Raw genomic sequence first — 26,243 nt, forward strand, 5'->3', positions numbered from 1 at the left:
TCCCCAAGTGGGATGCCGTCTCGTCCACCGTGTGGGCCGGCGTCAGCGGGCCAGCGCAGCCGTGGACGAACGCTCGATCAGCTCCGGCCTGATCACGTGACGTGTCGGCGGGCGAGCGGGGTCGGCCAACTCGTCGAGCAGGATCTGGGCCCCGACGGACCCCATCTCGTCGCCGTGCTGGGCGACGGTGGTGAGCGTCACGGGGCCACCCCAGGCGTTGATGTTGGCGTCGCAGCCCATCACCAGCACCTCACCGGGCACCGGCACGCCCCCGGCCGCCAGAACCTGGATGATGGCCATGCCGGTGAGGTCGGCCACGCACACGACACCGTCAGGGCGCAGCTGAGGATCCATGGCCAGCAGCTGACGCCCGGCGACGATGCCACCCGCGATCTGCAGATCGCTGGTCTTGATGTCGAGCAGGTCGACGGCCTGCGACTCCGCGACCGCCCGGGCGACGCCCCGCCGACGCTCGTCGGCCGGCTGGAGCGATTCGGGGACCCCGACGAAGGCGAGGCGGCGGCAGCCACGGCCGATCAGATGGCTGGCCGCGAGGTAGCCCACGTGCTCGTTGTCCACCAGGACCGTGGACCACGAGGCACCCGGTGTGTCGTGGTTGAGGACGACGACGCGTCGGCCGTGGGAGCCGAGCCGATCGATGTCATCGTCGGGGTCGAACTGGGGCGCCAACAGGATGCCTGCCACCCGCGTCTCGTCGAAGTAGTCCAGATGCTCGCGCTGCTGGCGCTGGTCGGTGTCGGAGTCGGTGATCACCAGTTGGTGGCCCCGCTCCCGAATGGTGGCCTGAGCGCCTCTGGCGATGTCCACGAAGAGGCTGTTGCTGAGGTCGAACACGTTGAGCCCGATGGTGTGCGAGGTAGCCCCGACGAGGGAGCGGGCATTGAGGTTGCGCACGAAGCCGAGGCGGGTGATCGCGGCCTGCACCCGCTCGACGGTCTCCGGTCGGCAACCCTGCGGCTTGTTGAGCACGTTGGACACCGTGCCGAGAGAGACGCCCGCCTCGCGGGCGACGTCGTTCATGCTGGGCAGGCGCCCCCCGGCGCGCGGATTCATAGGCAGCAATGTAGGCGCTCCGAAGATGAAACGCTCCATTCGCCGCGAAACGGAACCCAGAACAGGGCTTGACGAACTCCTCCCCTCGGGCCACCATAAGATGAAACGTTTCACGAAGAAGCGTCAGTCTCAACGTCGAGGAAGCAGATGACCACCACCACACGACTCCGAGTCGAGAACCGCCCCGTCTCCCCCACTGTCCTGGGCCTGGGCGATCCCACCCCCCGCCTCTCCTGGCAGGTCACCGACGCCCCCGACGGCTGGGCGCAGTCCGCGTACGCCGTCGAAATCCAGAGAGAAGACTCCGCCACGGTTCACGAGACCGAGTCCGCCGAGCAGCTGTTCGTCGCCTGGCCGCAGGCGCCGCTCACCTCTCGCGAGCGTGTGGTCGTGCGCGTGCGGGCACAGGGCGCTGACGGCGAGTGGGCCGCCTGGAGCGAGCCGGTGGCCGTCGAGGCCGGGCTCCTCGAGACCACCAACTGGCAGGCCCGGTTCATCTCCCCCGCGACCCTCGGTGGCATCCTCACCCCGGCACCCCTGCTCACCACCGAGTGGGACCTCCCCAGCGAGATCGTCAGCGCACGCCTCCATGTGACGGCGCACGGCCTCTACGAGATGAGCCTCAACGGTGAGCGCGTCGGCGACGAGTACCTCGCGCCCGGCTGGACCACCTACAGCCACCGCCTGCGCTACCAGACCCACGACGTCACCGACCTGCTGCACGAGGGCGCCAACGACGTGCGCGCACTGCTCGGCAACGGCTGGTTCCGCGGGCGGCTCACCTGGGGCAACCGGCGTGCGCTGTACGGAGACAGGCTCTCCCTCCTCGCCCAGCTCGAGGTGGTCACCGCCGACGGCACCCGGCACATCCTCGGCACCGACGACACCTGGCGCGCCCACACCTGGCGCGTCCTCGCCGACGACATCTACGACGGCTGCACCACCGATCTGCGGATCACCGAGCCCCAGGGCGACGACGCCGTCGAGATTGTCGACGCCGACCTCAGCCTGCTGGTGGCCCCCGACGGCCCGCCCGTGCGCGTCACCGAGGTGGTGGCAGCCCAGAAGACGTGGCGCTCCCCGTCGGGCGCCCTTCTCGTCGACTTCGGCCAGAACGTCGTCGGCTGGGTCCGCCTCATCGTGCGCGCGGAGTCCGGCCGCGAGGTGATCGTCACCCAGGCGGAGGTGCTCGAGCACGACGAGCTGGGCATCCGCCCTCTCCGCACCGCCAAGGCCACCGACACCTACTACCTCGCCGGCACCGGCGACGAGGTGCTGGAGCCCACCTTCACGTTCCACGGCTTCCGCTACGCCCGCGTCGACGGCGTCGAGGAGGCCGAGATCGTCTCCGCCGAGGCCGTGGTCATCCACAGCGACATGGAGCGCACCGGCTGGTTCGACTCCTCCCACGAGCTCCTCAACCGGCTGCACGAGAACGTGGTGTGGGGCATGCGCGGCAACTTCGTCGACGTGCCCACCGACTGCCCGCAGCGCGACGAGCGCCTCGGCTGGACCGGCGACATCCAGGTGTTCACCCCCACAGCCGAGTTCCTCTACGACAGCACCGGCTTCCTTCGCTCCTGGCTCCGCGACCTCGAGGCCGACCAGTTCGACGACGGCGGCGTGCCGATCGTGGTGCCCAACGTCCTCGGCGGCATGGTGGCCACCGCCTGGGGCGACGCCGCGGCGATCGTGCCCACCGTGCTGCACGAGCGCACCGGCGACGAGGCCGTCCTGGCCCGCCAGCTGCCGAGCATGCGCCGCTGGGTGGAGTTCCTGGACAACGCCGCCGGCGAGGACGGCGTCTGGTCCGGGGGCTTCCAGTTCGGCGACTGGCTGGACCCGACGGCGCCGCCGGAGGAACCCGCCCGCGCCAAGGCGGACCCGGACGTCGTGGCCACCGCCCACGTCTACCGCAGCGCCGACTTCACGGCCCGAGCCGCGGCCATCGTGGGTGACGCCGACACCGAGGCCTACGCCCGTTCCGTGGCAGACCGGGCCCTGGCCGGCTTCCGGCGCGAGTTCGTGACCCCGGGTGGCCGCATCCTCAGCGACGCCCAGACCGTCTACGCGATGGCGCTGGTGTTCGACCTCCTGGAGACAGACGAGCAGCGCGCCGCGGCCGCCTCCCGGCTGGCCGACCTGGTGAGGGTCTCGGGCTTCCGGATCTCCACCGGCTTCGTGGGCACCCCGTTGGTGACCGACGCCCTGGCCGATGCCGGCCACGTCGAGACGGCCTACCGCCTGCTGCTGCAGACGGGCTGCCCCTCCTGGTTGTACCCGGTGACCATGGGCGCGACCACCATCTGGGAGCGCTGGGACTCGATGCTGCCCGACGGCACCATCAACCCCGGCGAGATGACCTCGTTCAACCACTACGCCCTGGGCGCGGTGGCGGACTGGCTGCATCGCACCGTCGCGGGCCTCGCCCCCGCCGCACCCGGCTACCGCCGGATCCGCATCGCGCCGCGCCCCGGCGGCGGCCTCACCCACGCCTCCGCCCGCCACCTGTCGCCCTTCGGCGAGATCGCGGTGGGCTGGAAGCGTGAAGGCGACGACGTGGTGGTCTCCGCCAGGATCCCCGCGGGCGTGACGGCCGAGGTGGACCTGCCTGGTGTCGCCGTCGAGGCGGGTTCCGGCACGCACGAGTGGCGCGTCAGCTTGCCCGAGCCGACGTACGGCCCGCCCGCGACCGTGCGCGACCTCATGGACGATCCCGCCCGATGGGACCGCTTCGTGGAAGGCACCATCGCAGCGCCCCTGCGGGGCATGGTGCACTTCACCGACGAGGCCTCAGTGGCCGACCGGATGGCTGCGCACCTCGAGGACCGTGTGGAGGTCCTGGTGGACGCCTTCACCCTTGGCGGCAGCGACGGCGGTCGGGACGAGATCCTGGCCGTGGTTCGGGAGAGCCTGACCTGACGAAACCCAGTTGGTTACGGCCGACGCTCTCCGGCGTCGGCCGTGACCAAACTGAGACCTGGAACCCCTTGACAGGGAGACCAGCAACATTTTAACCTTTCAACATGCGGATGAAACGTTTCATCTGATTGAGTCCAACGGAGGCCAACCTGCTGCAGTTCTCCTGGCCCGAGCAGATCGTGCTGTGGGAGAACATCGTCACGGTCATCCAGACCCGGGACTTCATGCTCATCATCGCGTTCATCAACTCCACCATCCTCACCGTGGCCAGCGTCACGCTGATGGTGATCTTCGGCGCGATGATCGCCTACGTGCTCCAACGCCGCAAGAGCTGGCTGAACCCGTGGATCAACGGCCTCGTGCTGGCCGGCCTCATCATCCCGCCCGCCGTCGTCCCCACCATCTGGGTGATGCAGACGCTCGGGATCTTCAAGACGCTGCCCGGCCTGATCCTCATCGAGGTGGCGTTCGGACTGTCGTTCACCGTCCTCATGATGCGGGCGTTCATCGCCGGCATCCCGAAGGAGATCGACGAGGCGGCCATCGTCGACGGCGCCGGGCCGATGCGGCTGTTCTTCCAGGTGGTCCTCCCGCTGCTCCGGGGCGTCATCGTCACCGTCGTGGTGGTGCAGTCGGTGTTCGTGTTCAACGACTTCCAGAACCCGCTCTACTTCCTCCCGGGGGATCAGAACGCGACGGTGCAGCTGACGCTGTTCAACTTCCAGAGCCAGTTCAACACGTCCTACAACCTGCTGTTCACCAACATCCTGCTCATCACCATTCCGCCGCTGATCATGTACATCTTCTTCCAGCGCCAGATCGTGGCCGGGATGACATCGGGAGCGGTGAAGGGATGACCATCGCGACGGGGTCGTCGTCGCGGCGCCCTCGTCGTCCGCGGCCCGAGGGGGGTCGGCGCGTAAAGTATGCGCAGCCCCCCGAATCCGAACGGAGTCCGGTGAACCATCCGCGCCTCAGCATGCGTGACGTGGCCGAGATGGCGCGCGTGTCCATCGGCACCGTGTCCAACGTCATCAACAACCCCGAGCGGGTACTCCCGGCAACCCGTGAGCGCGTGGAGGAGGCTATCCGCCACCTTGGCTGGGCGCCCAATCAACAGGCTCAGGCGCTGCGGGCCGGGAAGAGCAAAGTAATCGGGCTGGCCGTGATGGACGTGGCCAACCCGTTCTTCGCCGACGTCCTGCGCGGCGCCCAGGGCAGGCTGGAGGAGGCGGGCTACGCGGCCACCATCGGTGACTCGGACAACCGCCCTGAGCGGGAGGCCTCCGCGCTGCGCTCGTTCCGGGACCAGCGGGTCCGGGGCGTGATCCTCGGGCCGATCGGCGCCACGCCACCAGAGGTCGACGCCCTGCTCCAGGCGCGCATCCCCACAGTGCTGGTGGACCGGGCCCACGGCGGGACAGGCTGCACCGTCGGCGTCGACGACGTGGCGGGCGGGCGGATCGCGGCCGAGCATCTCATCGCCCAGGGGCACACGGCGCTCGCCTTCGTCGGCGGCCCCTCATCGCTGGCGCAGGTCCGGGACCGTCGCGAGGGCGCCGAGCTGGCGTCCTCGGAGGCCGGGGTCAGCTTCCTGGCCGTCTCCGTCGACGCCCTGGACTTCGCGTCGGGCCGTGCGGCGGCGGAGCAGCTGGCGCTGCTGTCGGCCACGGAGCGCCCCACGGGGATCTTCTGCGCCAACGACATGATCGCGATCGGGCTCCTGCAGGGCCTGGTGGCGGCCAGGATCAGAGTCCCGCACGACGTGGCCATCGTCGGCTACGACGACATCGACTTCGCCGCCGCCGCGGCCGTGCCGCTGTCCTCCGTGGCGCAGCCGAGGCGCGAGCTCGGGTCCTCCGCGGCAGAACTCCTGCTGCAGGAGCTGGAGGACCAGGACCACGGCCGCCCGCACGAGCACCGCACGATCACCTTCACCCCCACCCTGGTAGCCCGGGCATCAAGCGTCTCGTAGTACCCCCGGCGTTGACCCCACACCCACAGAGTTGTATCGTTTCAATCAATCGCCTGAAACGATTAAAGCGCGAGGAGGCGCCCACCATGATCAGCACCATCAGCAAGCAACTCGAGGACCAGGTCATCGAGGTCCCGTCGTGGGCCTACGGCAACTCGGGCACCCGGTTCCGCGTGTTCGGCACCCCCGGCACCCCCCGAACCATCCAGGAGAAGCTGGCCGACGCCGCCCAGGTGAACCTGTACACCGGCCTGTCGCCGAAGGTCGCCCTGCACTACCCCTGGGACAAGGTCGAGGACTGGAGCGCGCTCAAGACCTACGCCGCCGATCTGGGCGTCGAGCTCGGCACGGTGAACTCCAACACGTTCCAGGACGAGGCCTACAAGTTCGGCAGCCTCGCCCACAACGACCCAAAGGTCCGCCAGATGGCGATCGACCACCACCTCGAGTGCCTGGGCATCATGACCGAGATCGGCTCGCAGGACCTCAAGATCTGGCTCGCGGACGGCTCCAACTACCCCGGCCAGGGCGACATCCGCCGTCGTCAGGACTGGTTGGCAGACTCCCTGGCCAAAATCTACAGCCAGCTCGGCGCGGAGCAGCGCCTGGTGCTGGAGTACAAGTTCTTCGAGCCGGCCTTCTACCACATGGACGTGCCGGACTGGGGCACCTCCTACGCGCACGTCAACGCGCTCGGCGACCGCGCGCTGGTCTGCCTCGACACGGGCCACCACGCGCCTGGCACCAACATCGAGTTCATCGTCGCCCAGCTGCTGCGCCTCGGGAAGCTCGGCTCGTTCGACTTCAACTCGCGCTTCTACGCCGACGACGATCTCGTGGTGGGCGCGGCCGATCCGTTCCAGCTGTTCCGCATCCTCTGGGAGGTGCGCCGCGGCGGCGGTCTCGACCCGGCCAACGGCGTGGCGTTCATGCTGGACCAGTGCCACAACGTCGAGGACAAGATCCCCGGCCAGATCCGCTCCGTGCTCAACGTCCAGGAGATGACGGCCCGCGTGCTGCTCGTCGACGCCGACGCCCTGCAGGACGCCCAGGACTCCAACGACGTCCTCGGCGCCAACGCCATCATGATGGACGCCTTCTACACCGACGTGCGGCCCATGCTGGCCGAGTGGCGCGAGTCGCGGGGGCTGGCCGGCGACCCCATGAAGGCGTTCGCCGATTCGGGCTACCTCGCCAAGATCGCTGAGGAGCGCGTGGGCGGGGCTCAGGCGGGCTGGGGAGCCTGATGCCGAAGCAGTCCGTCATCGCGGTGGACCTCGGCGCGACGAGTGGCCGGGTGGTGCTGGCCACGTTCGCCGAGGGTCGCGTCTCGCTGAACGAGGTGCACCGCTTCTCCACCGCCGCCCGCCAGACCGACGACGGGCTCCGGCTCGACGTGGTGGCGCTTTTCGACGAGATCCAGGCGGGCATCGGCCGCGCGATGGAGGCCGCCCCGGACGGGGTGGCCGCGCTCGGCATCGACTGCTGGGCCGTCGACTACGGGCTCATCGGCGATGACGGACTGCTCGAACTCCCCTTCAACTACCGCGACCCCCGCACCGAGCGCGGCCGCGCCCTCGTGCGCGAGCGGATCAGCGAGGAGGAGCTGTACTCCCGCGTCGGCCTGCAGGACGTGCCGTTCAACACGGTCAACCAGTTGGCCGACGACGAGGCTGCCGGCCGGCTGGACCGCGCCACACGGTTCCTCCTCCTCCCCGACCTGCTCGGCTACTGGCTGACAGGCAAGGCGGTCGCGGAGCGCACCAACGCGTCGACCACCGCCCTGCTCGACCCCCTGACCGGCCAGTGGGACTGGGACCTGATCGAGCGCCTGGGCCTCCCCCGCCGGATCTTCGCCGACGTGGTCGAGCCGGGCGCCGTCGTCGGTCCGATCACGACGGGTCCGGCCGCCGGCGTGCCGCTGGTGGCCGTCGGCTCGCACGACACTGCCTCCGCCGTCGTCGGCGCACCGCTGGAGGCCGACGACGTGTTCATTTCGTCGGGCACCTGGTCCCTCGTCGGCATGGAGCTCGACGCGCCGATCCTGACCGAGGAGTCGCGGCAGGCCAACCTCACCAACGAGGGCGGCGTGGACGGCACCGTCCGCTACCTCAAGAACGTGATGGGGCTGTGGATCCTGTCCGAGGCGGTCCGCACCTGGGCGGCGTCCGGCCGCGAGTACGCGGTCCCGGACCTGGTGGAGGCCGCCCGCGCCGTCACCGACGCCCCGCACTTCGACGCCACCCACCCCAGCCTCCTCCCACCTGGCGACATGGTGAGCAGGGTCAAGGCGCTGGCCGGCGGCGACGGGCGGCTCGAGGACCCCGCTGTGTTCACGCGCGCCCTCATCGAGTCCCTGGCTGATGCCTACGCCGGCGTGATCTCCGAGCTCGCTGCGATCACCGGCCGCTCCCCGCGCCGCGTCGTCGTGGTGGGCGGGGGTAGCCAGAACAGGCTGCTCGCGCAGCGCACTGCCGACCGCACATGCCTTCCCGTCTCGGCCGGCCCCGTCGAGGCCACCGCACTCGGCAACTGCCTGATCCAGGCCCGCTCCGTCGGCATCCTCTCCGGCTCCCTCTCAGACCTCAGAAAGACCGTGATGGCTTCCACCACCGTGACCCAGTTCCTTCCCCGCCCCGAGCTCGAGCTCGCCGAGATCACCGCGCTGTCCCACGAGTTCGGCGCGAATCCCGCATTCACCCGCGCGGGCGGCGGCAACTCGTCGGCGAAGGCCGACGGCGTGCTGTGGATCAAGCCGAGCGGCGTCTCGCTGGCCTCGATCACCGCCGAGGACCTGGTGCCGCTGGACATGCAGGTGCTGCTGAATTCCCTCGACGCCCCGGACCCCGACCCGAGCCTTGGCGACCCGGTCAACCACATCGCCGGGCTCGCCCGCCGCGACGACGGCCCCCGCCGTCCGTCGGTGGAGATCCTGTTTCACGCGCTTATCCCGGACACCTACGTGTTCCACACGCACCCGCTGCTGATCAACGCCATCACCTGCAACGCCGACGGCGAGCACCTGACTGCCGAGATGTTCGGCAACGACGTGCTCTGGGTGTCCTACGTGGACCCCGGCCTTCCGCTTGCCCGCGAGATCGCGGCGCGGCGCGAGGACTTCACCTCACGCACCGGCCAGCCGGCGCCCAAGGCGACGTTCCTCATGAACCACGGCCTCATCGTCGCCGGCGACAACCCGGACGACGTGCGTGCCGAGAGCTATCGGATCCTTGCCAGGATCGAGGAGGCGGTGGCGTCGGCGTCCGCCGACGAGCCCTCGACTCCGTCCGGTGCGGACCTGGGCGCCGTCGCGGAGGCGTTCCGCGCGGCCCTGGGCGCGGTGGCTGTGGCAACCGACGAGGGCGGCATCGCCCGCAGCTTCCCGGCCACCGAGGCCGGTGCGCGGTTCCTCGTCGAGGGCCCGCTGATCCCGGACCAGATCGTCTACGCCGGTTCGTTTCCGCTCGTGGTGACCACTGCCGACGAGCTGCCGGGCGCGCTGGCCGCGTTCCGCGAGGCGCGCGGGGTGGACCCGGTGATCGTGGTGGCGCCCGGCGCCGGCGTGGCCGCGGTCGGCGACTCCGAGAAGTCCGCCACCACGGCGCTGCAGGTCTATGTCGACGCCCTGACCGTGGGCCGTGCCGCGACCGCACTGGGCCGCGTGCGGGCCCTCAACGAGGCGGAGCGCCGCTTCATCGAGACCTGGGAGGCCGAGGCGTACCGACAGCAGGTGGCCAAGGCCTGACGGCGCCCTCGCGGCGACGCGGCGGACGAAACTACGAGACGCCCCCGAAGAGCGAGGTGACCGAGCCGTCGAGGAACACCGCGTTGATGGCCTTGGCGATCAACGGAGCGATGGACAGCACCGTCAGGTTGTTGATGGTCTGCTCCGTGCGGATGGGCAGCGTGTTGGTCACGATGATCTCCGAGACGTTCGCGCCGTTGAGCCGCTCGACCGCGGGGCCGGAGAAAATGGCGTGCGTTGCGGCGGTGATCACCTTGGACGCACCCCGGTCATGCAGGGCCTGGGCTGCCTGCGCGATGGTGCCGGCCGTGTCGATCATGTCGTCGACCAGCAGGCACACCTTGCCCTCGACATCGCCCACCACCTCATGCACGGCCACGGTGTTGGCCTTGTCGTGGTCACGCCGCTTGTGGACGATGGCCAGCGGGGTGCCGAGCACGTCGGTCCACATGTCGGCCAGCCGCACCCGGCCGGCGTCGGGGGAGACCACGCACATGTTGCCCACGTCGTAGTTCTTCTTGACGTAGTCCGAGAGCACTGGCAGCCCCCACAGGTGGTCGACGGGGCCATCGAAGAAGCCCTGGATCTGGGCGGCGTGGAGGTCTACGGACATGATCCGGTTGGCGCCTGCAGCCTTGTACAGGTCCGCGACGAGCCGCGCCGAGATGGGCTCGCGGCCGAGGTGCTTCTTGTCCTGGCGCGCGTACGGGTAGAAGGGCGCCACCACCGTGATCCGCTTGGCGGAGGCCCGCTTGAGCGCGTCCACCATGATGAGCTGCTCCATCAGCCACTCGTTGACCGGCGCGGTGTGGGACTGGATGACGAAGGCGTCGCAACCGCGCACGGACTCCTCGAAGCGGACGTAGATCTCGGAGTTGGCGTAGGTGAGCGCCCGCGTGGGCACGATGGGCTCGTCCATCAGGGTGGCCACCTCCTGCGCCAGCTCGGGGAAGGCCCGCCCACTGAAGAGCATGAGGTGCTTGTTGTTCTTGGCGATCTGGGACACGTCGATCAGGCCTTCTTCTTCGCTCGGGACTCCAGCACAGCCGGGTGGATGCTGCCGTCGTGCTCGGCCGCCGCGGCGGCCGCCTTCGAACCAGGACGGCGATCGGCCGTCCAGCCGTCGATGATGCGCTGTCTGCCGCGCGCCAGCGCGAGGCTGCCGGCCGGCACGTCATCGGTGATCGTGGAGCCGGCGCCCACCAGGGCACCCGCCCCGATGTCCACCGGTGCGACGAGCACCGTGTTGGAGCCGACGAAGGCGTTGCGCCCCACGTGGGTGGTGGACTTGTACACCCCGTCGTAGTTGGCGAAGATCGTGCCGGCGCCGATGTTGACGCCCTCGTCGATGACGGCGTCGCCCGCGTAGGTGAGGTGCGGCACCTTGGCGCCGTCGCCGATCACCGCGTTCTTGGTCTCCACGAAGGTGCCGATCTTGCCGCCCTTGCCCAGTTCGGTGCCGGGCCTCAGGTACGCGAACGGGCCGACGGTGGCGTTCTCGCCGATCACGGCGAAGGACCCGTGCGTGCGGATCACCTCGGCGCCGGGGCCCACCTCGACGTCCATGAGTGTGGTGTCCGGGCCGATGATGGCGCCCTCCCCCACCGTCGTGGCCCCTTGGAGGATGACGCCGGGCATGAGCACGACGTCTCGGGCGAGGTCCACGTCCACGTCGATCCACGTGCTGGACGGGTCAACCATGGTGACCCCCGCCATCATCCACGCGTCGCGGATCCGGCGGTTCATTTCGAGGTTGATCCGGGCCAGTTGGACGCGGTCGTTGACTCCCTCGGTCTGCCACACGTCATCGATGAGGTGGGCGCCCACGCGCTGCGAGCGTGAGTGGGCGTAGGTGAGCACGTCGGTGAGGTACTGCTCGCCCTGGGCGTTGTCGGTGGTGAGTGAGGCGAGGCCCTCGCGGAGCGTGGCAGCGTCGAAGACATAGATGCCGGAGTTGATCTCGTCGATGGCGCGCTGCTCGTCGGTGGCGTCCTTGTGCTCAACGATCCCGGTCACCGCGTCCCCGTCGCGGATGATGCGGCCGTAGCCGGTGGGGTCCTCGACGCGCGCGGTCAGCACCGTGACCGAATGGTGATGGGCGCGGTGCACGGCCACCAACTGGCGGAGGGTGTCTCCCGTCAGCATCGGCACGTCCGCGTAGGTGACCACCACGTCGCCCTCCAGCTCACCGAGACCCGCGAGCCCGCAGGCGACGGCGTGCCCGGTGCCCAGCTGGTCGTCCTGGACCGCCGTGGTGACCGCCTCGGAGAGCTTCTCGAGGTGGTCAGAGACCTGTTCGCGCAGGTGCCCCACCACCACGACGAGGTGCGCCGGGTTGAGCGCGGCGGCCGCGGAGACGGCGAAGCTCAGCATCGGCTTGCCCCCCACCTCATGGAGCAGCTTCGACTTGGCGGACTTCATGCGGGTCCCGCCGCCTGCGGCGAGGACGACTACGGCCGCGACGGGCGCGAGGTCGCTGTCAGTGGTGGACACGGGTGTTTCTCCTTCGGTCGCCGACCGCGAGCTCCCCCCGGGGCTCACCCGGTCAAAATACCAGCCCCGCGCCCGCCACTGCGCGGACTCCGGGCGGGCCGTCCTTGAAACCGTTATCAGAGATGTGGTTGACTGGCCGCGACCGCGCGACAAGGGAGTGACCGTGACCGAACTGACCTGGGGGCACGCTGGGCTGGCGCTGACCTTCACCACGGCGCCCGAAGGGCCGGTGGCACTGACCTCGGCAGGGGCTGACGGAGTGGAGGTCACCTCCGCCGAACCTGTCGGGCTCGTGCAGATCCTCACCACCACCTCGGGGCACGCGCTGGCCAGCACCCGCGTCGGCATGACAGCCCTGGGCGAGCGGCTGCGCTACCTCACGCATGAGGCGACCACGGACGGAGCCTGGCACCGTCTCCGCCTCACCCTCTCCGGCGACGGGATCCAGGCCGACGTGCTCCTGGCCTCCCCGGACGGCGTGGCCGCGTTCTCCTCCGAGGTCACCGTCACGGCCACCGGGGCGGCGCCGGTCTGCCTGCGGTCGGTCTCCTCCTGGGCCGCGCCTCTGGGCGTGCGCGACGCGGGCTCCTGGGAGTTCCACAGCGCCGCCAGCGACTGGCTGGCCGAGTCGCGGTGGAGCGCCCGCCCCTTCCGACCGGACCTGTTCCCGGCCATCGCGGCCCACCTCACCGGCGTCCGCCCGAGGGGCGCCGCGACACTCGTCTCCCGCGGCACCTGGTCCAGCGGAGAGCACGCCCCGGTGGCCGCCGCGGCCTCGGACTCCGACGGCGCGGCCTGGCTGTGGCAGGTGGAACACAACGGGCCGTGGCGGATCGAGGTGGGCGAGGAGCACGACGACTTCTCCGTGGCCCTGTCGGGCCCGACGGAGCTGGACCACGCCTGGTCCCTCGTCCTGGCCCCCGGCGAGTCCTTCACCACCGTCAAGGCCGCCGTCGCACTCGGCGCCACCCTCGACGACGCCGCCGCCGCGATGACCCGCTACCGACGCGCCGCACGACGGCCGCACCCGGACAACGAGCTCATGCCGGTGTGCTTCAACGACTACATGAATACGCTGGGCGGCGACCCCACCACCGAGAAGCTCCTCCCCCTCATCGACGCCGCCGCGGAGGTGGGCGCGGAGGTGTTCTGCGTGGACGCCGGCTGGTACGACGACTCCGGCCACTGGTGGGACAGCGTCGGCGAGTGGCTGCCGTCCACCACCCGCTTCCCAGGGGGGTTCGACGAGGTGCTCGGCCGGATCCGCGGCCACGGCATGACGCCCGGCCTCTGGCTCGAACCCGAGGTGATCGGCGTGCGCAGCCCGATGGCGGACCGACTGCCCGCGGAGGCGTTCCTGCAGCGGCACGGCCAGCCGATCGTCGAGCAGGACCGCTACCACCTGGACCTGCGTCACCCCGCGGCACGCGCCCACCTCGACGGCGTCGTCGACCGCCTGGTGAGCGACTTCGGCGTGGGCTTCTTCAAGCTGGATTACAACATCAACCCAGGTGCGGGCACGGACCACGCCTCCGACAGCGTCGGCCACGGCCTGCTGGAGCACTCGCGCGCCGTGCTGGCCTGGCTCGACGGCGTCCTCGACCGACACCCCGGGCTGATTCTGGAGAACTGCGGCTCCGGAGGAATGCGGGCGGACTTCGCCATGCTCAGCCGCCTTCAACTCCAGTCCACCTCGGACCAACAGGACTTCAGGCTCTACCCGCCGATCGCGGCGTCGGCGCCGATGCAGATGCTCCCCGAACAGGCCGCCAGCTGGGCCTATCCGCAGCACGGGATGGACCCGGAGGAGATCGCGTTCTGCCTGGTCACTGGGCTCGTCGGCCGCATCTACCTCTCCGGCTACCTCAACACCATGTCGGGTCCGGAGCTGGCGCTGGTGCGGGAGGCGGTGGACGTGGCCAAGGCTCTCCGCTCCGAGCTTCCGCACGCGCTCCCCTTCTGGCCGCTCGGGCTGCCAGCCTGGACGGACCCGGTGGTCGCCGTCGGACTCCGCACCGGCGACCACGCGTTCGTCGCGCTGTGGAAGCGGGAGGAGGCCGACGGCGTGGCGCTGCCGGTCCCCCACCTCACGGGCCGCCCCGTGACCGTCACGACCGTGTTTCCACAAGCCGCGGACGGCTGGGACCTGAGCTGGGACGCCACCTCCGGGACCCTCCACGCCGACACCGCCCTGACCACCAGCGCCCGCCTGATCCGGCTCACGCCCTCGGACCGCCGTGGGTGAGGCGACGGCCCAGCCCGCGACCATCAAGGACGTGGCCGCGCTGGCCGGGGTCTCGGTGCCGACGGTGTCGCGGTACCTCACCGGCGCCGCGCGGATCAGCGACGACAAGCGCGCCCGCGTCGCCGCCGCCGTCGCGGAGCTGAACTTCACGCCCAATCCCGCCGCCCGGGCGCTGGGTGGGCGGGCGCCCGGGGTGGTCGCGGTACTGGCGGGCAACACGTCGCGCTACGGCTACGCCGAGACCCTCCGCGGCATCGAGGAGGCGGCGCGGGCCGACGGCCACCTCGTCACCATCACCGCGCTCGACGGCGCCGGGGAGGCGGAGCTGGGCGCCGCCGTCGGCCTGGCGCTGTCCCAGCCCGTGGCCGGGGTGATCGTGCTGGCGTTCGACCCCGCGGGCGTGGCGGCCCTGAACCGGCTGCCCTCAGGGGTGCCAGCCGTGGCCCTGTCCGGGGGTCGTTTCGACGGGAGGGCGCAGATCGTGATCGGTGAGGACGCCGGCGCGTTCGCGCTGACCTCCCACCTCCTCTCCCTCGGACATCCGACGGTGCACCACGTGCGCGTCCCTTCCCCTGGGGGCGAGGGCGGCCGGACTGCGGGCTGGCGCCGGGCGCTGATCACGGCAGGCCGGCCGGTGCCCGCCATCATCGAGGCGGGTTGGGAGCCCGCCGAGGCGCGCCCCCTCGGCCGAGCGCTCGCCGGGCGCGACGAGGTGACGGCCGTGTTCTGCGGCAACGACGAGGTGGCCATGGGCGTGATCGCCGGCCTCCGGGACCGGGGCGTCAGGGTTCCGCGGGACGTGAGTGTCGCGGGGTTCGACGACCATCCACTGGCGCAGCTGTGGGACCCCGCGCTCACCACCGTCGCCCAGGACTTCGCAGAGCTGGGCCGCCGAGGCTGGCAGCTCCTCCGCGACCGCGCCGTCGGAGAGTCCCTGATCACCCTCACCCCAGACCTCATCCTGCGCGCCAGCACCGCCGCACCCCGCCCCGGAAGGCCCGCCCGTGACCATTGACCGACTCCTCGTGGATTGCGCCTCCCCCGTGGGCTCCTTCCGCGGCGGGGCCTCCGGGACCCTGTACGGCCTGGGCGACGACGGCGTCCCCACCGCCGCGCTGCTCAACGGCGCCCACCTCACCAACACCAGCCAAAAAGCGCCGTTCGGGACGCAGCACCCCAGCGGCGACGCGCTCGCCGTCGAGGGCGCCTTCTTCGCCAAGCACGGCCGCGACATGTACATCTACATCCAGGACCACTACCCGGACTGGCCCTACCACGGCGGCCGGCGCCCCGGCGATGGCCCGGACGGCGCCTGGGCCTTCTCGAGGTGGTGGAACGGATCACCGAGGCCGTCGCCACCCGCTCGGCCCGGCCCCGCGACTACGTGCTGATCCCCTTCAACGAGCCCGACGGGGGCAACTGGTACCCGGAGTGGCCGGAGCATCGGGAGCAGTTCCTCGCCGACTGGCTGACAGTCGTCGGCGTCATCCGCGGGGTCTGGGCGCGTCACGGCCTCGGCGAGCCGAGGATCGGCGGGCCGGGCGACATGCAGTGGCAGCCGGAGCGCACCGCCGACTTCCTGGACTTCGCCGTCGTGCACGGCTGCCTGCCGGAGGTGTTCATCTGGCACGAGCTGGGCATCGACAACCTCGGCACCTACCGCGGCCACCTGCGCGAGTACCGCGCGATGGAGGCCGAGCGCGGGATCGAGCCCATCGACGTCAACATCACCGAGTACGGCATGCTCCGCGACATGGCCGTCCCCGGCCAGCTGATCCAGTGGCTCGCCATGTTCGAGGACACCAAGGTGGACGCCCAGATGGCCTACTGGAACTACGCGGGCAACCTGTCGGACAACACCGCCCGCGCCCACGGTGCCAACGGGGGTTGGTGGATGCTCAAGTGGTACGACGACCTCGAGGGCTCGACGACGGTTGCCGTAACGCCGCCGGAGCCGGACGCGCCGGACACGCTGCAGGGCATCGCCGCCGTCGACGCGGCCAATGCGCGCGCCACGGTCCTGTTCGGCGGGACGGACCGGAAGGTGCTGCTGGAGGTCTCCGGGTTGGACCCCGCAATCTTCGGTGGCCTGGTGGACGTCGAGGTGCGGGAGGCGGTGCTCACGGGGGTCGACGGTCTCCATGCGGCGCCGCGGGTGGTGTCGTCGGGTCGCGGGGTGCTCGTGGCCGACGGTGGGCTCAGCCTCACCGTCGCCCCGTACGACCGGCACTGCGCCTATCAGGCGCTCATCACCCCCGCCGCGGCCGGGGCGTTGGCCCCTGATCCGTGGTGCGCGACGGTTGAGGCGGAGGACACGATCCTCACGGCGGCCGAGGTGTCGCGGTACGACCCGAAGGCCGCCGAGGGCTGGCAGTTCCTGGCCTCGGGCGGGGCGGACGTGTCAGCGTTCCGGGAGGTCTCGTCGTCCACCGCGTGGACGGTGGAGGTGCCCCGCGACGGGACGTACCGCTTCCAGGCCATCGCCAGCGCCGCAGGCGAGCCTGGGCGCCACGCGCTGTTCGTCGACGGCATGTTCGCGGCCTTCGTCGAGTATCCGGCGAGCCTCGCGCTCAACGAGCGGTCGCGGGGGAAGTACCGCGGGAGCGCGGAGACGATGGTGCGGCTGGGCGCGGGGCGGCGCGAGTTGTCGCTGCGGACGAGCATCGACGGGGCCTCGCTGCTCCCAGGGGCCGAGGTGACGCTGGACCGGTTGGTGCTCATGGATGCCACCGACGGCGATCCCGCCACCTACCCGGCAAGCACGTTCAGGCTGTTCGACGGCGCCCAGCTGGAGTGGACGACGGGTTGCGCGGGCGCGGCCCGGCTCTCCGGGGGCGGACAGGCCGATGTCTACACCTCCGCCTGGGAGACCGGCTACCACGACGTGACGGTCGCGGTGGCCGTCGATGGCGTGGCCGGCGTCTCGCTGCGGGTCAACGGCCAGGACGCGGGGAGTGTTGACGTCTCGGCCGGGTGCGCTGCGGGCGTCGCCAGGGTGTTCCTGGTGCAGGGGATCAACGAGATCGAGCTCAGCTGCCCGGCCGGGACCGCCCTGGTGTCGTCGGTGATCGTGACGCGGGCCGTCGAGGGTGACGCCGACATGATCCGGCTGCCCTGGCACGACGGCGACTCCATCCCCCGCGACGGGGCCCTCGGGACGTCGGGCGAGTTCGTCGTCGTGGTGACCTACGCCAACGCCGAATTGCGGGGCGAGCACGACTACAACCCCCAGGTGGTGGACCGGGTGCTCGAGGTGTGGGAGGGCGAGCATCTGGCCGGCGGCGCCCACTGCCGCTACACCTACTCGTGGGACAACTTCTTCGAGCGGGCGATCCCCGTCACACTCACCACCACGGACGCGCCTCTGCGACTGCTCAACCTCGACGGGGAGCTTCCGCTGATCCGCGAGGTGCGCCTAGCTCCCCTCGTGCCGTGACGGTGGGCATTTCGTCAGATATGGGCGGTGGCAGAACGAACGCAGACGCCCCCTGACGCTGCTCGGGGCCATACCCCGCCGGGGTTTGCGCGCGGCCCTTGACACCCACCCTCATCACCGTGAGCCTTCCCCTCAGGGGGCCTGCAGGACGACATCAGTCCGGTTCCCACAGCCCACTCAACAGAGGAGCCTCGATGAAGAAGCGCACCCTGACGGCCACGTCGGCCGCCCTCATGGTTCTCGCCTCGGCCTCATTTGCCCAGGCCGCACCACCGTCGGACGAACCCACGACGCTGGCCGATGGGCTGATCGGCCCCCTGCACCTGTCGGTGGGTCCAGGCAAGGCGGTGACCGTCTCGGAGGAGTTCGCCGGCAGGCTCACCACCGTCGCCGGCGGCGACGCCACCACGCTCTATGAGGCGCCCGAGTGGGATGTCGCCGGCAGCGACTACCGCGGCAGCACCCTCTTCTTCGTGGAGAGCCAGGGCGCAGGCCCGATGGATCCGCGGCCGATGGCGGCCTCACTCAAGTCCATCGACTCCGACGGTGTGGTCACCACGATCACCGACCAGCTGGCCCAGTACGAGATCGACAACAACCCCGACCAGGACGTCCAGTACGGCCTGTCCGCCGAGGATGCTGCAGCCAACGAGGAGTGCGTGGCGGAACTGGGCGCACAGGGCATTCCCGCCAGCTACACCGGCGCCGACGTTGAGGTCGACTCGCACGCTTACGCCGTGGCGGTGGCGGGCAACACGGCCTACGTCGCCGACGCCGGCGCCAACGCGGTCTTCACGGTGGATCTCGGGTCCGGCGCGATCAGCACCCTGATGGTGCTGCCCGCGAGCATGGCCCTCATCACCGGGGAGGCGGCCGAAGCCCTCGGTGTGCCGTCCTGCGCCGGCTTGAGCTACGGGTTCGAGGGGGTGCCCACAGATGTCGAGGTGGGTCCGGGCGGACGGCTGTTCGTGTCGTCGCTGCCGGGTGGCCCTGAGGACGCGAGCCTCGGTGCCCGCGGCTCGGTCTACCGGGTGAACGCGGCGACGGGCGCGTACAGCCAGTATGCCGACGGCCTGATCACCCCCACCGGCATCGCGCTCGATGGCGCCGGCAACCTCTACATCGCCTCCCTCTTCGGCCCAGGAATCTTCATGGTCCCCGCCGGTGGTGGCGCCGCCGGCCTGTTCCTGGAGGCTGAGGGCGCCGCGAACGTCGAGGTCAGCGGGTCGACTCTCTACGCCACCGTCGGAGCCTTCGGCAACGGGACCCTGATCTCGCAACGCCTCTAGGGACCTGGGAGACCCGAGTGGGGTCTGATCAGGCATTACTCGTCAATACTACGTTCGGTAGGAGTTGGATGCCTGTTCGCCTCCTGTGATGATCGTGTTCACCTGGACCCGTTGGGATGACGGTGAACCACCTCGCAGATCCGACGCCCGCCTACCAGGCGGAGACCGCCGGATGCGGGACCGATCATCACAGGAGGATCCCCCATGTCCCGACGTCACTTCAGCCTGGTCGCGGCCGCCGTCGCCGGCACCCTTGCGCTCACCGCGGTGCCGATGGAGGCCAGCGCCACCACCACCGATCTCGACTACAGGGTCACCAGCCCCTACGCGGGTGTCGACTGGAGCTGGTACCAGTACAAGGCCGGCTTCCACAACCACACCACCGAGTCCGACGGCGCCAACACCGCCACCGAGATGCTTGAGCAGGCCTACGCCCTGGGCTTCAACGTCTACTCGATGACGGATCACAACGTCGTCAACACCACCTGGGACCGCACCGACACGGCCAATGCGCAGTCGAACCCCGATTACTACCTCACCACCGAGCGCATGGTGGAGATGAACACGGGCGCCGACCGCGACGGGCTGCCGGGCATGATCGGCACCGGACACTCCGACGAGCAGTCGGTCAAGGACCACCTCAACACCTTCTGGACCGACTGGAACAACGGGAGCGACGCGACGCTCGAGTCGAAGCTCGCCTACGTCGACGGGCTCACCGCGGCCGAGGGCGCACTCGAGCCGATCATGCACATCAACCACCCCGGCCGGTACTACGGCGGGAGCAACACCGCCACCGGCGGCGCGGCCGCGACCGACCCTCTGAAGGTCGCCCGCTACGTCGGCCTGTTCGCGGCCTACCCGGACACGCTGGTGGGCATGGAGATCGTGAACAAGGTCTCCGACAAGGACTCCTACTCGGACCGGATCCTGTGGGACGCCGTCCTCCAGGAGACCATGCCCGAGCTCAACGTCCCCGGCTTCGCCAACGACGACGCCCACTCCACGGGCGCGCTCGGCTACGACTACAACCGCCTGCTCATGCCGGCCCTGACCGAGGCCGACGTGCACGCCACCATGAGGTCCGGCGCCTTCTACTCCACCGCTCTGGTGGCGAAGCGGGAACTGGGCGCCGATTTCAAGGGTGACCGCACCCTCCCGGCCCCGACGATCACCAACATCGCGGTCGACGACGTGGACGACACCATCACGATCGAGGGAACCCACTACGACACGATCGAATGGATCGCCGATGGCCAGGTGGTGGCCACCGGAAACACCGTGGATCTCGACGACATCGCCGCCGGCGCTGACAACTACATCCGCGCGCAACTCAGGGGCGACAACGGGATCTCATTCACCAACGCGTTCGGGCTCGAACTGAACACCACGTCCAACAACGGCTCCTTCCTGTCCGACTCCGAGGCCGCTGCGGCCGCTTTGGCCTCCGTGGACCGGACGACGGCGGAGGTGACCGTCATCCGCCGATTCGGCGTGAAGCAGGGCCCCAAGTACTTCGAGGTGGAGATCATCACCCTCGAGGACACCGAGGCAGTGAGCACCACGATCAAGGTTGACGCCGCCTCTGGTGCCATCCTCTGACCCGACGCGTCGACGATCGGGTGTGGCCCGTCCCTCAGGGGCGGCCATACCCGTCGGTGGGAGAAGTTGGCCGTCGCGACTCGGTGAAAGAGACTGGTTCGCATGTCTCGCGCCGTCACGAAGCCCAAGCCCGCCCCCACGCCAACGTGGTACACGGTCCTCTGGGGCGCTATCGGCGTCGCGGCGGTGGTCGCGGTCGGCGGCTTCTGGATTGCCGGAGAGGTGCTCGAGTCGGTGACCGACCGCGACGGGATCGCCATGTGGGACCGCCCGATCCTCGACTGGATGCTCGCAGCGCGCACGCCCACCACCGACGGGGTCATTGCCTGGTACTCCAACGCGGGCGGCCCGCTCTGGCAACCGATCATCACCGGGCTGGTGGTGGCGTTCCTCTGCTGGCGCTACCGCTCGGTGCGTCCGCTCATCCTCACTGTCATCGCGGCCGGGGGCGCCTTGGCCATGACGATCCTCGGCAAGCGGGCCGTGGGCCGGGTCCGCCCACCCTTCGAGGAGTCCATTCCTCCGCACGAGTTGTCCGCCAGCTTCCCCAGCGGTCACAGCCTCAACGCCATCGTCATCGCGGGAATCCTCTGCTACCTCATCCTGATCCACCTGGAAGAGCGCCGCCCCCTCGCCAGTGCGCTGTGGATCCTGTTCTTCAGCGTCTATGCAGTGACCATGGGTTTGAGCCGCGTCTACCTGGGTCACCATTGGCTCACGGACGTGCTCGCCGCCTGGGTCCTTGGCCTTGCCTGGCTGGCCTTGGTCATCGGGGTACATCGGCTCTGGCATGCGATGCGCCCACAACCTGACAAGGGCCCCGCCGGGTAGCATCTCCCCATGCCGCAGCCGCGGCGGAGGACAGCCCTGAGGAGACGTCGTGGCATCGTCGGAGCAGGCCCCGCGCCGCCCCAACCTCGAGCAGGTCGCGGCTGCCGCCGGAGTCTCCCGGGCCACAGTGTCTCGCGTCGTCAACGGCGTCTCGACGGTGGACCCGAAGCTCCGGGCGCGTGTCGAGCGGACCATCGCGGACATGCGGTACGTCCCGAACCAGGCCGCCCGCACCCTCGCCACCAGCCGTACGGACGCCGTCGCCCTGGTTGCCGCCGAGCCGGATCCCCGCGTTTTCGGGGACCCGTTCTTCTCCGCCATCGTCCGGGGCGTGAGCCAGGAGCTGCTGGAGGCTGACATCCAGCTGACGCTACTGATGGCGCAGTCGTACCCCGATCTCGACCGCATCGAGCGCTACCTCCGCAGCGCACCGCTCGACGGGGTGCTCCTCATCTCGGAGCACGCCACCTACAACCCCATCCCCCGTGCGATGCTCGACGCCGGGGTGCCGCTCGTGATCGGCGGGCGCCCCATCGATGACTCCCTGGGCGTGCCCTACGTCGACAACGACAACGTGGGCGGCGGGCGGATCGCCGCCGAACGTCTCCTGGCGCGGGGATGCCGGAGGATCGCCACGGTGGCAGGTCCCGCAGACATGTCCGCCGCCATCGACCGCCTCCGGGGCTTCGCCGAGGCACTCGGCGCCGGGTTCGACGCGGACCTCGTGGAACACGGGGACTTCACTCAGCAGAGTGGTGAATACGCCACGGAGCGGCTGCTGCGTCGCTCGCCCGAAGTGGACGGAATCTTCGCCGCCTCCGACCTCATGGCGCTCGGCGCCCTCCGAGCGCTCCGCCGAGCGGGTCGACGGGTGCCCGACGATGTGGCCGTGGTGGGTTTCGACGACATCCCCCTGGCGGCCGCCGCGGAGCCTCCGCTCACCACGGTACGCCAGGACACGGTAATCCAAGGGCGGGTGATGGCCCGGATGCTGCTGGCGGCGGCACGGCCCGAACGGCTGGGCCTTCCAGCACCCGGCCTCCCAGAGGTGCGCGACCTGGACCGTCTGATCCTCCCCGTCACACTGGTCGCCCGCGAATCCGCCTGACCCCTTGCCTCACCGGCATTTCTGTGGTTTTCTGAGAGAGCGCTCTCTGAGAGAGCGCTCTCTTCGGGCGAGGATGCCCGCAGAGCTCCTCACGAAAGGCCACTGCATGTCCGGACCGGGGTCCCGTTCCATCTCGCGAGCAGGAGGCGCCGTCCTGGCGTCGACCCTGCTCTTCTCGCTGTTCACTGTTCCCTCCGCCTTCGCCGCCGAGCTTCCCGTCGTTGACGACTTCGAGTCTCCCCTGGTCACCGGCGCCGAAACGGCCGAGGGCGTGCCCCTGGGCTTCTTCGTCGCCACGGATCCGAAGAGCACCACCACCTTCGAGCGCACGACGTCGGCCCCGGAGCCCCTGCCGGGGTCGGCCGAGGGCAACCACGTCCTGAAGGGCGACTTCAACGTCGACTCCTTCGGCGTGATCATCCACGGCTTCGAGGACGAGACCGAGACCCAGTGGGTATCTCAGGACTGGAGCGCCTCCGAGGGCCTTCAGTTCGAGCTCTACGGCCAGAACACCGGAACGACCCTGTTCGTCGACGTCATCGACAACACCGCCCCCGGCTCCACCATCGACACCGCCGAGCGGTTCAGCGCGTCCTTCGTCGACAACTTCACAGGATGGACGACGATCACGCTGCCGTTCGCCGACATGGCGCGCAAGGAGATCGGCAACGGAGCCCCCAACGACGGCTTCGGGCTTACTGAGATCCACGGCTGGGCGTTCGGGACGCTCGCCACCAACGGCACCCAGACGTACTACCTCGACGACGTCGAGCTCTACGGCGTCGCGCCGGAGCGGCCGCTCACCGTCGGGTTCTCTGTGGCAGACACGCAGGTGACCGAGGGTGACACGGCGAAGGTGGAGCTGAAGCTGAGCAAGCCCTCGGCCGAGCCGGTCACCGTCGACTGGGCCACCACCACCGGCACCGCGACACCCGAGCATGACTACGTGCCCGCCTCCGGGACGGTCACCTTCGCGCCCAACCAGACCCGCGCGAGTCTCGAGGTCGAGACGATCGACGACGACGCCTACCAGGGCGAGCGCGGCGTGGTGGTCGAGCTGAGCAATCCGGTGGGCGCGGACATGGGACGGCCCCCGCTGACCCGCGTCCTGGTGCTCGACGACGAGAGCTACGATCCCAACCTCATCGACGGCTTCGAGGCCGGCGCGTACTTCTGGGACGCGGGCAAGCGCACCACCGTCGAGACCCGCGAGATCGCGGCCGGCGACGCGCTGGCCGTGCCCGAGCAGGGTGCCTTCGAGAATGTGCTCGAGGCCAAGCTCCCCACCTCCGGCAACACCACGGTCCGCCGCGAATTCCCCGCGGCCCAGGACTGGAGCAGCTCTGCCGGGCTCGAGTTCCTCTACCACGGCACGGGTAGCGGCAAGAAGGTGAGCGTCGGCATCGAGAACAACGCCACGCAGGACCGCGACGCCAACGCCGCCAACTGGGAGCTGGCCTGGGCCGACGAGTTCAACACCCCCGCCGGCACCGCGCCGAACGCTGACATCTGGACCCACGAGATCGGCGACGGCACGATCATCGGCAAGCCGGGCTGGGGCAACGACGAGCTGCAGTACTACACGGACAGCACGGACAACGTGGCCACCGACGGTGAGGGCAACCTCGTCATCACCACGCGCGAGACCGATCCCGAGACGGCGCAGCAGTGCTACTACGGCCCCTGCCTCTACACCTCCGCCCGCCTGGTGACCCAGGACAAGGCCGAGTTCCAATACGGCCGGATCGAATCCCGCGCGCAGGTGCCATCCGGCTCGGGCCTGTGGCCGGCGGTGTGGGCGCTCGGCAACGACATCAACCGCAACCCGTGGCCCGCCTCCGGTGAGATCGACATCATGGAGAACGTGGGGCGCAACCCCACCACGGTGTTCGGCACCATCCACGGCCCGGGCTACTCGGGCGGCCAGTCCTTCGGCGGCACGTACGACTTCGACGTCCCGGTCGCCGACGACTTCCACACCTTCGCGGTCGAGTGGGCGCCGGGCAAGATCACCTGGACGGTGGACGGCATCGAGTTCCACGACGCGGCACCCGCCGACGTGGACCCGAACCAGTGGGTCTTCGAGCACCCGTTCTTCCTCATCATGAACACGGCGGTCGGCGGCAACTTCGGCGGCGCGGTCGGGGAGAACACGACGTTCCCGCAGACCCTGAAGATCGACTACGTGCGGGTCTACCAGCCGGTGAGCCGGCCGGTGACGTTCACCTCGACCTTCCGCGACGACACCGCGGGATGGCGCACGGTGACGCTGCCGTTCAGCTCGTTCACCAACGACGACGGCGCCACGCTCGACCTCGCCGACGTCCGGGCGCTGTCCCTCAGCGCACAGACCAAGCGCGGCCAGGCCGTCCTCGTCGACGACCTGCGCCTGGCCTGCGCGTCAGCCATTGAGGTCACCACGGACGCAGACACCGGGCCGGGTTCCCTGCGTTCAGCGCTGGGCGCAGTGTGCTCCGGTGGGACGGTCACCTTTGCGCCGGACCTGGCTGGCGCCACGATCCTGAGCGGCTCCGAGCTCACGCTGGGCAAGGACGTCGTCATCGACGCGTCGGCGGCGCCCGGGGTGGCGGTCAGCGGCCAGGACTCCGTGCGTGCGCTCGTCGTCAACACGGGCGTGGAGGCCACCGTCACGGGGCTCACGCTGCGCGACGGCTACGGCTACGAAGTCGGCGGCGGCGTCCTCAACAACGGGAACCTGACGCTCGACCACGTCGTCGTCGCCGACAGCAGGGTCACCACCGGCGGCATCGACTACTGGAGGGGCGGGGCCGGGATCTACACAGGTGATGGAGCCACGCTCGTGCTGCGCGACAGCACGGTGCGCGACAACTCCGTCACGGGCGGCGCCGGAGGTGGGGTCTACGGGTTCCGCAACTCCACCGTCACCATCGAGCGCTCCACCGTCAGCGGCAACTCCGCCAACGACGTGGGCGGCGGCGTCCGGTCGCTCGGCGACACCACGATCGTCAACAGCACGGTCAGCGGCAACGTCTCGACAGGCTGGCACGGCGGCGGGGTGTTCCACACCGACGGCGCGATGACCATCTCGTCATCGACGGTCACCGACAACACCGCGCCCGGGGGAACAGCCGGCGGTGCGTTCTTCGGCTCGTTCAGCCCTCTGGTTGCCGGCAGCGCCACGCTGCAGGCGTCGATCATCTCCGGCAACTCCGGCGACGAGTGCATCGTCTCCTACGGCGGCCCGTTCGTGATGGAGTCGCTCGGCGCCAACGTGCTGGGCGACACCACCTGTGGTGCGGCGGCCCCCACGGACATCGTCGTCGAGGAGTCCCTGCTCGGTCCGCTGGCCGACAACGGCGGGCCGACGCTCACCCACGCGCTGCTGGCCGGCAGCCCCGCAGTCGACGCGGGCGATCCGGCGGCCGCACCTGCCACGGACCAGCGCGGCGTCGCCCGCCCGCAGGGCGACGGCCCCGACGCCGGGGCCTTCGAGGTGGAGGTGGCCTGATCTGAGCCATCAGCAGGAATGACCCTGGCCGGC

At 70.0% G+C, this 26,243-nt stretch carries 17 protein-coding genes; 14 read left to right on the top strand and 3 right to left on the bottom strand.

Going from position 1 to position 26,243, the window contains the following annotated elements; genetic code table 11:
- Positions 1-42: 42 nt before the first annotated feature.
- Positions 43-1,041, bottom strand: coding sequence for a LacI family DNA-binding transcriptional regulator (locus ACX1D1_RS13625; RefSeq protein ID WP_459054889.1), 999 nt, complete (start codon positions 1,039-1,041; stop codon positions 43-45).
- A gap of 180 nt (positions 1,042-1,221) precedes the next feature.
- On the opposite strand from ACX1D1_RS13625, the gene ACX1D1_RS13630 reads away from it, so the two are divergent.
- The 5 genes from ACX1D1_RS13630 to ACX1D1_RS13650 all read left to right on the top strand — a co-directional run bounded on the left by ACX1D1_RS13630 (position 1,222) and on the right by ACX1D1_RS13650 (position 9,716).
- The gene (locus tag ACX1D1_RS13630; protein WP_459054890.1) at positions 1,222-3,996 is read left to right on the top strand and encodes a glycoside hydrolase family 78 protein; all 2,775 of its coding nucleotides are present in this window, start codon (positions 1,222-1,224) and stop codon (positions 3,994-3,996) included.
- 128 nt (positions 3,997-4,124) lie between these two features.
- The gene (locus ACX1D1_RS13635; protein ID WP_459054891.1) at positions 4,125-4,853 is read left to right on the top strand and encodes a carbohydrate ABC transporter permease; all 729 of its coding nucleotides are present in this window, start codon (positions 4,125-4,127) and stop codon (positions 4,851-4,853) included.
- 101 nt (positions 4,854-4,954) lie between these two features.
- A complete protein-coding gene (locus ACX1D1_RS13640; RefSeq protein WP_459054892.1) occupies positions 4,955-5,971 on the top strand; it encodes a LacI family DNA-binding transcriptional regulator in 1,017 nt (338 codons plus the stop codon).
- Positions 5,972-6,057: 86 nt separating this feature from the next.
- Positions 6,058-7,218 carry an L-rhamnose isomerase gene (gene rhaI / locus ACX1D1_RS13645; RefSeq protein WP_182781792.1) on the top strand — a complete coding sequence of 387 codons (1,161 nt, stop codon included), beginning with the start codon at positions 6,058-6,060 and terminating at the stop codon, positions 7,216-7,218.
- On the top strand, positions 7,218-9,716 hold the full coding sequence (locus ACX1D1_RS13650; RefSeq protein WP_459054893.1) for an FGGY-family carbohydrate kinase: 2,499 nt from the start codon (positions 7,218-7,220) through the stop codon (positions 9,714-9,716). Before rhaI ends, ACX1D1_RS13650 begins: the two co-directional genes overlap by 1 nt.
- 31 nt (positions 9,717-9,747) lie before the next feature.
- Here the strand turns inward: ACX1D1_RS13650 and ACX1D1_RS13655 are convergent, their stop codons facing one another.
- On the bottom strand, positions 9,748-10,689 hold the full coding sequence (locus ACX1D1_RS13655; RefSeq protein WP_459056592.1) for a ribose-phosphate diphosphokinase: 942 nt from the start codon (positions 10,687-10,689) through the stop codon (positions 9,748-9,750).
- Positions 10,690-10,727: 38 nt separating this feature from the next.
- A complete protein-coding gene (gene glmU / locus ACX1D1_RS13660; protein ID WP_459054894.1) occupies positions 10,728-12,209 on the bottom strand; it encodes a bifunctional UDP-N-acetylglucosamine diphosphorylase/glucosamine-1-phosphate N-acetyltransferase GlmU in 1,482 nt (493 codons plus the stop codon).
- 163 nt (positions 12,210-12,372) lie between these two features.
- On the opposite strand from glmU, the gene ACX1D1_RS13665 reads away from it, so the two are divergent.
- The 9 genes from ACX1D1_RS13665 (at position 12,373) to ACX1D1_RS13705 (ending at position 26,210) form a co-directional block, all read left to right on the top strand.
- A complete protein-coding gene (locus tag ACX1D1_RS13665) occupies positions 12,373-14,454 on the top strand; it encodes a glycoside hydrolase family 36 protein (RefSeq protein WP_459054895.1) in 2,082 nt (693 codons plus the stop codon).
- Positions 14,447-15,469, top strand: coding sequence for a LacI family DNA-binding transcriptional regulator (locus ACX1D1_RS13670; protein ID WP_459054896.1), 1,023 nt, complete (start codon positions 14,447-14,449; stop codon positions 15,467-15,469). Before ACX1D1_RS13665 ends, ACX1D1_RS13670 begins: the two co-directional genes overlap by 8 nt.
- Positions 15,459-15,845 carry a hypothetical protein gene (locus ACX1D1_RS13675; protein WP_459054897.1) on the top strand — a complete coding sequence of 129 codons (387 nt, stop codon included), beginning with the start codon at positions 15,459-15,461 and terminating at the stop codon, positions 15,843-15,845. Before ACX1D1_RS13670 ends, ACX1D1_RS13675 begins: the two co-directional genes overlap by 11 nt.
- Positions 15,785-17,890, top strand: coding sequence for a carbohydrate-binding protein (locus ACX1D1_RS13680; protein WP_459054898.1), 2,106 nt, complete (start codon positions 15,785-15,787; stop codon positions 17,888-17,890). Before ACX1D1_RS13675 ends, ACX1D1_RS13680 begins: the two co-directional genes overlap by 61 nt.
- 194 nt (positions 17,891-18,084) lie before the next feature.
- The gene (locus ACX1D1_RS13685; RefSeq protein WP_459054899.1) at positions 18,085-19,179 is read left to right on the top strand and encodes a ScyD/ScyE family protein; all 1,095 of its coding nucleotides are present in this window, start codon (positions 18,085-18,087) and stop codon (positions 19,177-19,179) included.
- A gap of 204 nt (positions 19,180-19,383) precedes the next feature.
- Positions 19,384-20,781, top strand: coding sequence for a CehA/McbA family metallohydrolase domain-containing protein (locus ACX1D1_RS13690; RefSeq protein ID WP_459054900.1), 1,398 nt, complete (start codon positions 19,384-19,386; stop codon positions 20,779-20,781).
- A gap of 102 nt (positions 20,782-20,883) precedes the next feature.
- Positions 20,884-21,612 (top strand): phosphatase PAP2 family protein, encoded by a 729-nt coding sequence (locus ACX1D1_RS13695; protein WP_459054901.1) that lies wholly within the window; start codon positions 20,884-20,886, stop codon positions 21,610-21,612.
- Between the two features lie 49 nt (positions 21,613-21,661).
- Complete coding sequence (locus ACX1D1_RS13700; protein ID WP_459054902.1) at positions 21,662-22,720, top strand: LacI family DNA-binding transcriptional regulator; 1,059 nt, start codon at positions 21,662-21,664, stop codon at positions 22,718-22,720.
- A gap of 106 nt (positions 22,721-22,826) precedes the next feature.
- A complete protein-coding gene (locus ACX1D1_RS13705; protein ID WP_459054903.1) occupies positions 22,827-26,210 on the top strand; it encodes a choice-of-anchor Q domain-containing protein in 3,384 nt (1,127 codons plus the stop codon).
- The last annotated feature ends 33 nt before the right edge of the window (positions 26,211-26,243 follow it).

Source organism: Tessaracoccus luoxuelianae, assembly GCF_054483915.1.